Consider the following 12,769-nt stretch of genomic DNA (forward strand, 5'->3'; position numbering starts at 1 on the left):
AAGTTTAGAAATTTAAGTTTAGAAATTTATAATCAAGGAGGAATATATACATGAAAAAATCAGCAAAGAAATTATTAAGTTTAACGTTAACCCTAGCTTTAGGTGTGGCTTTAGCAGGCTGTGGTTCTAAGGGAAAAGTAGGCTCAGAGGTTAAGGGTGCAGATAAGGTTATAACTATAGGAGTGTCTCCAGAGCCTCATAAAGCTATAGTGGAAAATGCTATAAAGCCACTATTGGAGAATCAAGGATATAAAGTAGAAATAGTGGAATTTTCAGATTATGTACTACCTAATACTGCCCTTGAAGAATGTGAAATAGATGCAAACTATTTTCAGCATGTACCTTTTTTAGAAGCTACAGTAAAGGAAAAATCTTATGATCTTTCTTATACAACAAAGGTACACCTAGAACCAATGGGAGTATATTCAGAAAAATTAGGTGATATAGGCGCTATTAAAGATGGTGCGGAAATAGCAATTCCTAACGATCCATCTAATGGAGCAAGAGCCTTAAAGCTTTTAGCTAAAAATGGAGTAATTGAAATTTCAGAGGGGGATCTAGTAACTGCAAAAGATATTACTTCAAATCCTAAAAATGTTAAGATTACAGAGCTAGATGCAGAACAGTTACCAAGGGTTCTAAAAGATGTAGAATTAGCAGTAATAAATACTAACTATGCTTTAGAGGGAGGACTTAACCCTTTAAAAGATGCTTTAGTAATTGAAGGTATAGATAGTCCATATGCAAATATCATTGCTGTTAGAACAGAAGATAAAGAAAAGGATAAAATAAAAGCTTTAACAAAGGCAGCTACTTCTGAAGAAGTAAAAAAATACATCGAAGAGAATTATAAAGGAGCTATTATTCCTGGGTTTTAAATCTATCAAAATGCATATAATAGATATGAATATATGTATATATGGATATATGGATATAATATGCATTTTTAATAATATATTTAAACTTTTATTGCAAGTTTCTTAATATGAAGGTATAATTTGTTTGCAAAGAATACATAGTTTTGATAAAATATCATTGTTAATGTAAATGTAAGTAATTATAATTATTAAATTAGGTAATTAATTTATTACTAAAATTTAGTATGCATATTAATAACTACATAAGGTATTAAAGTGCTTTAAATAGGTTATAATAATTTTATTAACAAAGGCTATTATATATTGGGAGGTTACATTATGATATCAGCTGGAGATTTAAGAAAAGGAACAACTTTTGAAGATGGTGGACAAGTTTACACTGTTGTAGAATTTTTACATGTTAAACCAGGTAAGGGTGCTGCCTTCGTTAGAACTAAATTGAAAAATGCTATAACTGGAGCGGTTACAGAAACAACTTTCAACCCAACTGCTAAATTCCAAGAAGCAGTAATAGAGAGAAAAGAAATGCAGTATCTTTATTCTGATGGAGAGTTATACTACTTCATGGATCAAGAAACTTTCGAGCAAATTCCTTTAAACTACGATAAAGTAGAAGAAGCTATAAAGTTCTTAAAAGAAAACATGTTTGCAATAATTAAATTCTACAAGGGTGAAGCTTTCTCAGTAGAAGCTCCAAACTTCGTTGAATTATTAATTACAAACACTGAACCAGCAGTTAAAGGAAATACTGCAACTAACGTGTTAAAACCAGCTACAGTAGAAACAGGGGCAATAGTTCCAGTTCCTCTATTTGTAAATGAAGGAGACACAATTAGAGTTGATACTAGATCAGGAGAATATATGGAAAGAGTTTAGTCCATATTGAGCTAGCTTTCATAATTGAAGGCTAGTTTTTATTTATTCTATGAATACATATTTAATAAGTTGCAGAGATATATGAAAACATACTGTTTTTAATAAGTGCTTCATATAATGANNTCATTATATGAAGCACTTATTTTTTGCAAAAAATAAAAAATAAAAATATTATAGTAATAATTATCTATGAAAGGTAATAACAATTAAGTAAGAAAGGGTGAGTTGCATGATTACTAAAGATGTTTTGGATATACTATCTCCTTCTATTAGAACTGAAGTTATAAACTATGACCATGGTGGAAAACTACAAGAAATTAGATTGAAAGTTAACAAACCTCTTATATGTATAAGCAATAATAAGGAGATAAGAACAAGCTATAATACAAAACTAGAGGACATAAAGATAATTATTCAAAAGATAAGTAGCTACTCCATATATGCCTTTGAGGAAGAAATCAAACAAGGATATATAACTATTCAAGGTGGTCACAGAGTTGGAATTTGTGGTACCTGTGTTTTAGAAGAAAACTCTCTTAAGACTATAAAACACATATCTTCAATTAATATACGTATTGCTAGAGAGGTAAAGGGATGTAGTGATGGAATCTTACCTTTTATCATTAAAGATAATTCTATATTAAATACTATAATAATATCTCCACCTAAATGTGGGAAAACAACTATATTGAGAGATTTATCAAGGGAGATATCTAATGGATTATCAAGATATGGATTAAGTGGCAAAAATGTAGCTATTATTGATGAAAGAAGTGAAATTGGAGCATGTTATAGAGGCGTTCCTCAAATGGATGTAGGCATTAGGACAGATATACTGGATAACTGCCCGAAAAGTCAAGGAATAATCATGGCCATTAGAAGTATGGCTCCTCACCTTATAGTATGTGACGAAATAGGTACCTATAAAGATATGGAGAGTATTGTGGCAGCATTAAATTCAGGTGTAAATGTAATAACTACTATCCACGGATTTAGCGAAAAGGATCTCTATAATAGACCAGTATTTAAAGAGATATTAGAAAATAAAGTTTTTCAAAGGGCTGTAATTTTAAGTAATAAGTGTGGCATTGCAACCATAGAATATATATATGATTTTACAAAAGGTGAGAAAGTAAGGGGGTGGTAATAAATGATAAAAGTAATAGGTTTTATTCTCATAGTAGGTTCATCTACTATTTTAGGATTTTCCTATGGAGAAAAATTTAAAAAAAGAGTTAGGGAGTTAAAGGAATTTCAGCGAGGAGTATATGTATTAAAGAATGAAATAAATTTTACCCATGCATTACTTCCAGAGGCTCTTAATAAGGTCTATGAAAAATGTGAAGAACCCATAGCTGGAATTTTTAAGGAAGCGTCAGAATTAATTATTAGCAGCGAGGAATGTGATGTAAATAGTTGTTTTATTCATAGTCTAGATAAAAGAGTGGACAAATTATCTTTAACAAAAGATGACCTAGGTATATTTTTAGATTTTACTAAAAGTTTAGGTGAAATGGACATAGAAGGACATAATGATATGTTTGCACTAACTCTAGAAAATTTGGGAAAAGCAATTAAGAATGCAGAATGTAACATTGATAAAAACGTGAAGATGTATAGATACCTGGGGTTTTCCTTCGGTGCCATGATAGGAATTATTTTAATGTAAGGAGGCGTGTGGATTTTGTTAGATATAAGTATAATAGTAAAAATTGGTATATTTGGAATAGTAATGATAGTTTTAGATAAAGTTTTAGATAGTGGAGGGAAAAAGGAATATGCAGTTATTAGTAATTTAGCAGGAATAGTAATAATACTAATATTAGTGATTAGTTTGGTTTCAAAGTTATTCAATGCAATACAAACTTTATTTTACTTTTAGGAGGAAACTATGGATATTATCAAAATAGTATCCTTTGCACTAATAACTCTTCTTATTGTGATAATGGTAAAAAAGGAAAGACCAGATATTGCACTTTTAATTAGCTTAATAGCAGGCATAATAGTATTTATGTTTTTAGTTAGCAAGCTAACCATAATAGTAAATTTCCTTCAAACCTTATCTAATAAAGCTAATATAGACATAGTGTACTTGGATACAGTATTTAAAATTTTAGGTATTGCATATTTATCATCCTTTTGTAGTGAAATTTGTAGGGATGCTGGTGAGAGTAGTATTGCATCAAAGGTTGAATTTGCTGGTAAAATATTAATTCTTACTCTTGCAATACCAATACTAATGGCTGTGATGCAAACAATATTAAAGATAATGTAGGTGTAAATATGAAGAAAAGTATATTTGTTTTAATAGTTATGATCATATTTTTAATTCCTATAAAAGCTTATGGTAATGATGAAGTAAATATAGATGATGAGCAAATGAGCAAAATAAATGGACTATATGATTATATAAGTAATCTGGATACTGGAACTGAATTACTAAAGGATATGTCTCCTAAGGAATTTGTACAAAGTTATATGAAAGATGGACAAGGCTCTTTAGAAAGAAAAGAGATATTAAAGATGGCTTTAGGATACTTGTTTAAAGAAATAGTAGTATCTTTTAAAATAATAGGACAACTTATCATAATAGCTATAGTTTGTGCATTATTAAATAATCTTCAAAATGCATTTAGCAATGAAAAGTTGTGTAATGTAGCATATTTTGCTTGCTTCTCAGTGATGATTATACTGATTGCTCGAGGATTTTATATAGGAGTGGAATTAACCCAACAGGTTATAAATAGTATAAGTGATTTTATGGTAGCGCTAATGCCGGTGCTTATAATGTTACTGGCAAGTGTAGGGAGTGTAAGTCAAGCTGTGGTGATGGATCCCATTATTATGGGTGTATGCACCTTAGGAACTAAGCTTTATTCTTCTATAATAATACCTATAATTTGTATGAGTTTTGTCCTAGATTTTGTAAATAATATATCTAATGAATATAACGTTAAGAATTTGACTAGTTTACTTAAAAAGTTTGCTCTATGGGTTCAAGGTATTTTTCTAACAATTTTTGTTGGGATTATAACAATTAGGGGGATTGTAGGAAATAGTTTTGATGTGGTGACCACAAAAACAGCTAAATTTGCCATGGACAGTTTTATACCTGTAGTAGGTAAAACCCTATCTGATGCCTTTGCTACAGTAGCCAGCTATACCTTACTTTTGAAAAATTCAGTTAGTCTATTAGGTGTAGTAATTCTTATATCTATAATTTTACTTCCTATAATAAAGATTTTTGTTATGGGATTTATGTATAAACTAACTTCTGCATTATTGCAACCAGTAAGTGATAATAAAGTAACTAATATTATAGATGCTGCAGGAGGATCTTTGATGCTACTTGGTTCTTGTATTATATGTGTCAGTGTAATGTTTTTTATAATGATTGCTATAATAGCTGCTACAGGTAAAGGATTTATTCTAATGTAGATATTAGATTAATTTATGTTAAAAGTAGGTGATGGAATGATAGAACCTTTAGGAAAGTGGATAATAACCATATGTGTAGCAATATTTTTTTCTACAGCAGTACAAATGATATTACCAGATAATTCATTAAAAAAGTATTGTAATTTTATTCTTGGGTTAATTGTTTTTGTAGTTATATTAAGTCCTATTCTAAAAATATTTAATGAAGAGCTACAAGTGAACAAAATAATTGAAGAATCTGCAGACTTAGTATTCAATGATAAAGGTGATAGAAATTATGAAGAATATAGACAGGCTAATATAAATAGTACATTACAAAGATTTAAAAACAATTTAGAAAAACAATGTGTAGCTGATTTAGAGAAAAATTTTAAGGGAGATGGGTATAGTGCCAAGGTAGATGCAGCTTATGACAATGAAAATAGCATTTTTCTTATTGAAAGAATTGAGATAGGAATTAATGATGGTTCAGTGCAAAGGGTAAAAAAGGTACAGATCGGTGATGAGTCAGTTCAAGTAGACAATCAAGATTCTTCAACAGATAAAAAATCAATGGAGGTTAGAAATTTTATTAGCTCTACTTACGATATAGATGAGGAAAATATATATGTATACAAACTTAATAATAATTAAACATAAATTTTATATAGAAGTTTGGGGGGATAAAAGTGTTAAGTAATCTAAAAAAAATATTTGAAGATATTTTTAAGGAAAAAGGAGGTGAGAGCAAACAGCAAGATAAAGATTCTAAAACTACTATAGGAGAAAGCGGTAAAAAGCCTAAGGTGATAAATTCTAATCTATTAACAAATTTAGCCATAGTATTTTTAGTTGGAGTTTTATTATTAATAGTAGGAAGTATGTTTACAAAGGATAATAGTCCAAAGGGAAGTGACAGTGGAACTGCTAATGTAGTTGCAATAGGTGGTGATGAAATACAAAAGAATACAGATACTACATCTTCAGCTGTAGATAAGGCTTATAAGGAGAAGATGCAAGAAGAATTAATTAGTTTATTAGGGAAAATAGAAGGTGTAGGTAAAGTTCATTCTATGATTTACTTCGAAAGTGGACAAGAACAGGTACCGGTATTTAATGAAGAAACTTCAACTAGTGTTACTAGTGAAAAGGACAATGGTGGGGGACAAAGGGAGATAACACAAGAAAATGGTGGGAGTACAGTAGTTATGGAAAATAAGGAAAATCAACAACAACCCTTTATAACAAAAACTTATAATCCTACAATTACAGGTATTTGTGTAGTAGCTGAAGGAGCTGGGGATTCAGTGACAGAATTAAGGATACGTCAAGCTGTAATTAAATTATTTGGTCTTTCAGATGATAAAGTACAGGTATATCCTATGAAAAAGTAGCATATAAATGTGATATAAATAAAAAATTTGGGGGGAACTATAATGAATAAAAAACAAACTATAATTATTTCTTCACTAGTAGTATTAATTTTATTTGCAGGTTATTTAGCGACTCAAGTAAATGGACCACTTTATGTAAGTGATACAAAGGGAAATGATGGCACTACAATTAGTGCATCAACTAATGCAAATTATTTTACAGAAGCAAGATTACAACGTGATAACAATGCCACTAAAACTCTTCAAACTTTAAAGGCTTTATTAGATGATGAAAACACTCCACAGGATCAAAAGGCAGAGGCTGCTGATGAATATAAGAATTTAGCACTTCAATCTGATAAAGAAGTTAAAATTGAATTAGCTCTTAAAGCTCAAGGATTTGAAGAAGCTCTTTGTACTTTAGATAAGGAAAAGGCTACAGTGGTAGTTAAACATGAAGGAGAGCTTTCAGACCAGCAAGTTAGACAAATTAAAGATGTAGTTATGAGTAAAGCTGATATAAAAGATATAGAAATAAAAGTAGCTGAATAACTAAACATATTTTGTTTTAAAAACAGTAGAGTAAAAATCTGCTGTTTTTAATATATTTATAGGGTAATATTTATAAAAGTGGGTAATATAAAAATAGTGAGTATTTCTATTATAAAATTTGTAAAAGAAATTGTTATCTGATATAATATGAATATTATTAATCACACTGGTGAGGGGGTAGTGAATTATGGAAGAAAATATATTAAATGAAGTTCCTACAGAGGAAGAAGTTGGTATAGTAAGAATATCTGACGAAGTTATTGGTGTAATAGCTAGTCTTGCAGCATCAGAAATAGAAGGTGTTGCAGGTATGAGTGCTGGATTAGTAGAAGATATAAGTAAAAAGCTCACTGGTAAAAAGAATATATCAAAGGGCGTTAAAGTAACTATGGATAATGATTCTGCAGTAATAGATTTACATATGTCCGTGGAGTATGGTATAAAGATACCGGATATGTGTTTAAAGGTGCAGAAAAATGTTAAAAACACTGTTGAAACTATGACAGGTTTAAATGTATCATTAGTTAATATTAACGTGCAGAATATTATATTTCCTAAGATGAACAAAGAAGAGGAAATAGAGTAATTTTAAACACCCTCTAGTGAAGAGGGTGTTTCCATGTGTAAAATTAACTTATCCCATGTCATAATGTGGAGTTTAATTTCAATTTTAAGAACATAGTATTAATAAGAATATACAAGGATCTTGTACATAAGAAATTCCCATTTCAGTGGTTTTATATAGATAATTTATTTATAAAAAGTTACAAAAAACTTATTAGGAAAAATAACAAACAAGAGATATTTTATGGAGGTATATATATGAATAGAAGAAAAAGTAGAGAGATAGCAACTAGGTTAATATTTGAAATGTCAATTAACAAGGAGAGTTATGTAGACATTATTGAAAATTTTCGTGAAAATACAGAGGAAAAAATAGAGGATTTAGACTTTGAATATGTAATAAGAGTATTAAAGGGAGTATCTGAAAATGAAGCTCAAATTAATGAAACTATTTCTAAGTATCTAGTAAAATGGAAATTAGAAAGATTACCAAGGATGAACTTAGCTATTCTGAAAATGGCAACTTATGAAATATTATTTGATAAAGATATTCCAAACAAAGTTACTATTAATGAAGCTATAGAACTTGCAAAGAGGTATGGAGATGATAATGCACCATCATTTATAAATGGGGTGTTAAATAATTTAATTAAAAAGTAGGTGTATTTATGGGAACAAAATTAAGTGGAAAAGACTTGGCAGTTCAACATAAAAGCGAAATTAAAGAATTAATTGCAAGCAGAGTAAGAAAAGGGAAAAGACCTCCAAGGCTAGTATCAATAATTGTTGGTGAAGATGGAGGATCTATTTCGTATACTCGAGGACAAAAAAAGGTAAGTGAGGAGCTTGGAATATTGTATGAAACAAAAATGTTTTCAAAAAATATTTCTGAAGATAAGCTTATTGATGAAATTAAAGAATTAAATGAAGATAATTCTGTTGACGGAATAATAATTCAATTACCTCTTCCAAAAGCATTAAATGAAGAAAGAGTTTTAGATGCTATTGATGTAGAAAAGGATGTAGATGGACTTACAGATTTTAATCTAGGAAAGATGTATAAAGATAAAAAATCTTTCATGCCATGTACAGCTAGGAGTGTTCTTGAACTTATTAAATCCCAAGCAGATATAAAGGGAAAAGAAGCCGTAATAATTGGACGAAGCAACATAGTTGGAAAGCCAGCAGCTTTCTTACTTCTTAAAGAAAATGCTACTATTACTATATGTCATTCAAAAACTATAGATATAGAGAGTGTTTGTAAAAAAGCAGATATTTTAGTTTCTGCCATAGGAAAACCAGGCTTTCTAACTAAAGATTTTGTTAAAGAGGGTGCCATAGTAATAGATGTAGGAACTACTATGGTTGAAGGCAAGGTTAAAGGGGATGTAAACTTTGAAGAAGTATTAGAAGTGGCTAGTTTAGTAACTCCAGTACCTGGTGGGGTAGGCGCTATGACAACAACTATGCTCATGAAAAATACCTGTGAGGCATGGTTAAAAAATGTACAGTAAAATTTTAACAGTGACAGCGATAAATGGCTATATAAAGAAAGTAATAGATAATGATTTTATCCTTAAAAATTCTAATATCAAAGGAGAATTATCTAATGTAAAAATTCATAGCAGTGGTCATATATACTTTTCATTAAAAGATAGTTTTACAAAGCTTAAATGTGTAATGTTCAAGGCAAGAGCCATGGATTTAACATTTATACCTAAGGATGGAATGAATGTAGTAGTATCTGGGAATATATCTATTTATGAGAAAGAAGGAACCTACCAACTTTACTGCAACACTATGGAGGTAGAAGGAGAAGGAGAACTCTTTATTGCATTTAATTTATTAAAAGAAAAGTTAGAGAAAGAAGGACTTTTTGATAATAATATAAAAAAGCCAATTCCATCCATACCAAGAAGAATAGGAGTAATTACTTCACCTACTGGTGCAGCAGTAAGGGATATAATTAAAGTAGCAACTAGACGAAACCCAAACATTGATATTTTAATATATCCATCCTTAGTTCAAGGAATCAATGCTAGTATAGATATAGCTGCCGGTATAAAAGCTCTTAATAATATTGAGGATGTAGATGTGATACTTTTAGCTAGAGGTGGTGGCTCAATCGAAGAGTTATGGGCCTTTAACGAGGAAGAGGTAGCTAGGGCTATTAAAGCCTCTAAAATTCCTATTATTACAGGAGTAGGACACGAAACAGATTTTACAATAGCTGACTTTACAGCTGATTTAAGGGCAGCCACTCCTTCCCATGCTGCTGAAATTGCAGCGTACAGCTTAGAAAGTTTTAAGGAAAAATTAAATGGATTAAGAGAAGAAATGAAATATGCTATAAATAAAAATATTAATGAGAAATTTAATATTCTTAATAATATGATTAATAGATTATTGTTATATAGCCCCGAGAATTATGTGGTAAATCAATATGATAAGTTAGATAATCTAAAAAGTAAACTAGTGTTTACTATGGAATTGAAGATTCAAGAGGAAAGAAATAGATTAAAGGTTATAAGTCATAGATTAATTGGAAATAACCCATTAGACATATTAGATAAGGGGTATAGCATTATAAAAAGTCCAGAGAATCATCATATAGAATCTTTAGAAAAATTGAAAGAGTATGAAGTTGTAGGGATTACCATGAAAGATGGTCATGGACTATTTAAAATAGAACAGGTGGAGGAATAATATGGCTAAGAAAAAAGAAACTTATGAGAGCAAGGTCCTTAAGTTAGAGGAAATATTGCTTCAAATGGAAAATAGAGAAGTTACTTTAGATGAGGCTATTTGTAAATATGAAGAGGGAATGAAGCTTTATAGTGATTTATATAAGACGCTTCAAGAATCAGAAGGAAAAATTAAGATATTGACAGATAAAGGTGAAGCAGATTTTCGTCAGGAAGATTAATTGTATTTTGTGAGGGATTAAATATGAATATTAATATCTATAAGGAAAAAATAGAAATTTGGATGGAAAACTATTTTAAAACTAAAGATGTTGGTGATAGTTCCATGTTAGAACCTATAATATATAGCTTAAAGGTTGGGGGTAAAAGAATAAGACCTATTCTTATGATTTGTACTTATAATATGTATAGTAATACTATAGATGAAATTTTTCCTTTTGCTGCGTCTATGGAGATGATACACACCTATTCATTAATACACGATGATCTTCCATGTATGGATGATGATGATTTAAGAAGAGGTAAACCAACAAACCATAAGGTTTATGGAGAAGCTATGGCTACCTTAGCCGGAGATAGTTTACTAAATGAGGCTATGAATATAATGTTTTCACAATGTCTAAATGGGGAATTGAAAAAAATTAGAGCAGCAGCGGTTATTTCAAAGTCATCAGGTATAGATGGTATGATAAAGGGTCAAATTATAGATATAAGAAGTGAAGGTCAAAAAATAAATGAAGAAATTCTTTTAGATATGCACAAAAATAAAACAGGTCAGCTAATATCAGCTTCCATTATTGCAGGGGCTACAATGGGAGAATCTCCAGAAGAAGATTTGGAAACTCTTAAATCCTTTGGAGAAAAACTAGGTCTTGCATTCCAAATTAAAGATGATATTTTAGATGTTGAAGGAGATTCGAAATTACTAGGTAAAACTCAAAGTGATGGAGAAAATAATAAAACAAATTTTATTACTATGTATGGAATTCATAAGTGTAAAGATTTTTGTAATAATTTAACTCAAGAATGCTATGAGCTTTTAAACAGCATAGAAAGAGATACAAAAGAATTAAAANNCTAAGTTTTTATTGGAAAGAGAATACTAATCTACTAAAAAATGATTCTAAGTACATTTAACTTTCGAGTAAGCTAAGAAATCTGTTTATAAAAAAGTAATGTCAATTAATTATAGTTATGCTATAATTAATTTAATGAGGTGGTGCAGTATTCTAGTCAGGTAAGTACTTTTGAGGACGGGGCTAAAAATCCGTTGAAGGGCACATCGATGAAGTTCCTTGTGCTGGCCTGTAACGCCCAGTTGTGGGCTTGTGCTGGGAGTAAGGTTGTGGGGCGACCGCAAAGGCATGCGACATCGACCCTACAATCGTGGAGACCAATGTTTGTGCTTTGGGAGAGATACCCACGGTACGGCACTGGATTAAACCTGCATTGTGGTAAACGAGCTATGTGCAGAGTAGCCTGCCTTGAGTGAGGTGGGTAGAGGTGAGAACAAATCTTGTTATCCCGGCCAGGGTAATGGGGCTATTGCTTGCTAAAACCCATGTTGCAAAAGAGGATAAGAGAGTACCTAACTGTCGAGGAAATCTCCTAGACTGTTCCATGTGAAGCATATTAAGGATTGCAGTGTGGACTAAGTGGTAATCTAGCCCTGTAGTTGGAAACACTATAGATAGAGCATTAAAGGGAAACCGTCAAGATGGCGACATCTTGATTACTCTATGGGAAATCCTGCTAGACCTAAGCCGCAAATTTTACTTAGTATGCTACCACCTTTATCTATTTTTGGAGGGTAAAATTGGAAATCGATAGTAGTAGGCGTAATAAAAAAGCCAAAAACAAAGAATGTAAGAAAAAAAATACAAAAGAAGCATTATGGATAACTAAAATTACAATTTATACTATAATTATTAGTGGAACTGCTTCACTTTTATCAGAATCTACACTTCCAAGGGTTAATGCTTCCTTAGCGTTTACCATATTAGTGTTGATTATTTTTTTAGGCGTAATTTTTGATGTGATAGGTACAGCGGTTACGGCAGCAAATGAAATTCCATTTCATGCCATGGCTGCAAAGAAGATAAAAGAAGCAAAAATAGCAGTGAAGATGATAAGAAATGCAAGTAAGGTTTCAAATTTTTGTAACGATGTGGTAGGAGATGTGTGTGGTATTATAAGTGGAGCTGTAGGTGTAGTAATAGTAGCAAAAATATTGCAACTTTACCCTTATGGTTCTGAAATATTAATAGCATCTGGTATTAGTGCAATGATAGCAGGAGCCACTGTTGGTGGAAAAGCTATAGGAAAAAAATTCGCAATTACAAATAGTAATAATATATTATATGCAGTTGCAAAAGTAATATATTTTATAAAACGAGGTTAAGGT

General features: G+C 30.8%; 17 protein-coding genes. All 17 read left to right on the top strand.

Annotation, left to right across the window (positions count from 1 at the left end; all coding sequences use genetic code 11):
• The first annotated feature begins 50 nt into the window (after positions 1-50).
• The 17 genes from B3630_RS04905 to B3630_RS04985 all read left to right on the top strand — a co-directional run bounded on the left by B3630_RS04905 (position 51) and on the right by B3630_RS04985 (position 12,766).
• On the top strand, positions 51-878 hold the full coding sequence (locus tag B3630_RS04905) for a MetQ/NlpA family ABC transporter substrate-binding protein (RefSeq protein ID WP_346896033.1): 828 nt from the start codon (positions 51-53) through the stop codon (positions 876-878).
• A gap of 318 nt (positions 879-1,196) precedes the next feature.
• Positions 1,197-1,754: an elongation factor P gene (gene efp / locus B3630_RS04910; protein WP_035129348.1), complete on the top strand. Its 558-nt coding sequence runs from the start codon at positions 1,197-1,199 to the stop codon at positions 1,752-1,754.
• A gap of 229 nt (positions 1,755-1,983) precedes the next feature.
• Positions 1,984-2,901, top strand: a complete 918-nt coding sequence (gene spoIIIAA / locus B3630_RS04915) for a stage III sporulation protein AA (RefSeq protein WP_346896035.1) — start codon at positions 1,984-1,986, stop codon at positions 2,899-2,901.
• 3 nt (positions 2,902-2,904) lie between these two features.
• Complete coding sequence (gene spoIIIAB / locus B3630_RS04920; RefSeq protein WP_346896037.1) at positions 2,905-3,423, top strand: stage III sporulation protein SpoIIIAB; 519 nt, start codon at positions 2,905-2,907, stop codon at positions 3,421-3,423.
• 15 nt (positions 3,424-3,438) lie between these two features.
• A complete protein-coding gene (gene spoIIIAC, locus B3630_RS04925) occupies positions 3,439-3,636 on the top strand; it encodes a stage III sporulation protein AC (protein ID WP_346896039.1) in 198 nt (65 codons plus the stop codon).
• 9 nt (positions 3,637-3,645) lie between these two features.
• Positions 3,646-4,029 carry a stage III sporulation protein AD gene (gene spoIIIAD, locus B3630_RS04930; RefSeq protein ID WP_346870813.1) on the top strand — a complete coding sequence of 128 codons (384 nt, stop codon included), beginning with the start codon at positions 3,646-3,648 and terminating at the stop codon, positions 4,027-4,029.
• Between the two features lie 8 nt (positions 4,030-4,037).
• Entirely contained in the window at positions 4,038-5,192 is a 1,155-nt protein-coding gene (gene spoIIIAE, locus B3630_RS04935) for a stage III sporulation protein AE (protein WP_035129358.1), read from the top strand.
• Between the two features lie 36 nt (positions 5,193-5,228).
• A complete protein-coding gene (gene spoIIIAF / locus B3630_RS04940; protein WP_346896041.1) occupies positions 5,229-5,825 on the top strand; it encodes a stage III sporulation protein AF in 597 nt (198 codons plus the stop codon).
• 35 nt (positions 5,826-5,860) lie between these two features.
• Positions 5,861-6,565, top strand: a complete 705-nt coding sequence (gene spoIIIAG, locus B3630_RS04945) for a stage III sporulation protein AG (RefSeq protein WP_346896043.1) — start codon at positions 5,861-5,863, stop codon at positions 6,563-6,565.
• Between the two features lie 42 nt (positions 6,566-6,607).
• Positions 6,608-7,096, top strand: coding sequence for a SpoIIIAH-like family protein (locus B3630_RS04950; RefSeq protein WP_035129361.1), 489 nt, complete (start codon positions 6,608-6,610; stop codon positions 7,094-7,096).
• A 187-nt stretch (positions 7,097-7,283) separates the two neighbouring features.
• Positions 7,284-7,682, top strand: coding sequence for an Asp23/Gls24 family envelope stress response protein (locus B3630_RS04955; RefSeq protein ID WP_035129363.1), 399 nt, complete (start codon positions 7,284-7,286; stop codon positions 7,680-7,682).
• Positions 7,683-7,918: 236 nt separating this feature from the next.
• The gene (gene nusB / locus B3630_RS04960) at positions 7,919-8,320 is read left to right on the top strand and encodes a transcription antitermination factor NusB (protein WP_346896045.1); all 402 of its coding nucleotides are present in this window, start codon (positions 7,919-7,921) and stop codon (positions 8,318-8,320) included.
• Positions 8,321-8,328: 8 nt separating this feature from the next.
• Positions 8,329-9,174 carry a bifunctional 5,10-methylenetetrahydrofolate dehydrogenase/5,10-methenyltetrahydrofolate cyclohydrolase gene (locus B3630_RS04965; RefSeq protein WP_346896047.1) on the top strand — a complete coding sequence of 282 codons (846 nt, stop codon included), beginning with the start codon at positions 8,329-8,331 and terminating at the stop codon, positions 9,172-9,174.
• Positions 9,164-10,366 carry an exodeoxyribonuclease VII large subunit gene (xseA, locus tag B3630_RS04970; RefSeq protein ID WP_346896049.1) on the top strand — a complete coding sequence of 401 codons (1,203 nt, stop codon included), beginning with the start codon at positions 9,164-9,166 and terminating at the stop codon, positions 10,364-10,366. The genes B3630_RS04965 and xseA overlap by 11 nt, the downstream gene beginning before the upstream one ends.
• Before the next feature lies 1 nt (position 10,367).
• Positions 10,368-10,586, top strand: coding sequence for an exodeoxyribonuclease VII small subunit (gene xseB, locus B3630_RS04975; RefSeq protein WP_346896051.1), 219 nt, complete (start codon positions 10,368-10,370; stop codon positions 10,584-10,586).
• A 62-nt stretch (positions 10,587-10,648) separates the two neighbouring features.
• Positions 10,649-11,446: a polyprenyl synthetase family protein gene (locus B3630_RS04980; protein ID WP_422653256.1), complete on the top strand. Its 798-nt coding sequence runs from the start codon at positions 10,649-10,651 to the stop codon at positions 11,444-11,446.
• 735 nt (positions 11,447-12,181) lie between these two features.
• Positions 12,182-12,766, top strand: a complete 585-nt coding sequence (locus B3630_RS04985) for a hypothetical protein (RefSeq protein ID WP_346896055.1) — start codon at positions 12,182-12,184, stop codon at positions 12,764-12,766.
• Positions 12,767-12,769: the final 3 nt, after the last annotated feature.

Origin of the sequence: Clostridium sp. UBA7503 (genome assembly GCF_002477055.1) — a bacterium.
Classification (GTDB): Bacteria; Bacillota; Clostridia; order Clostridiales; family Clostridiaceae; genus Clostridium_J; species Clostridium_J sulfidigenes.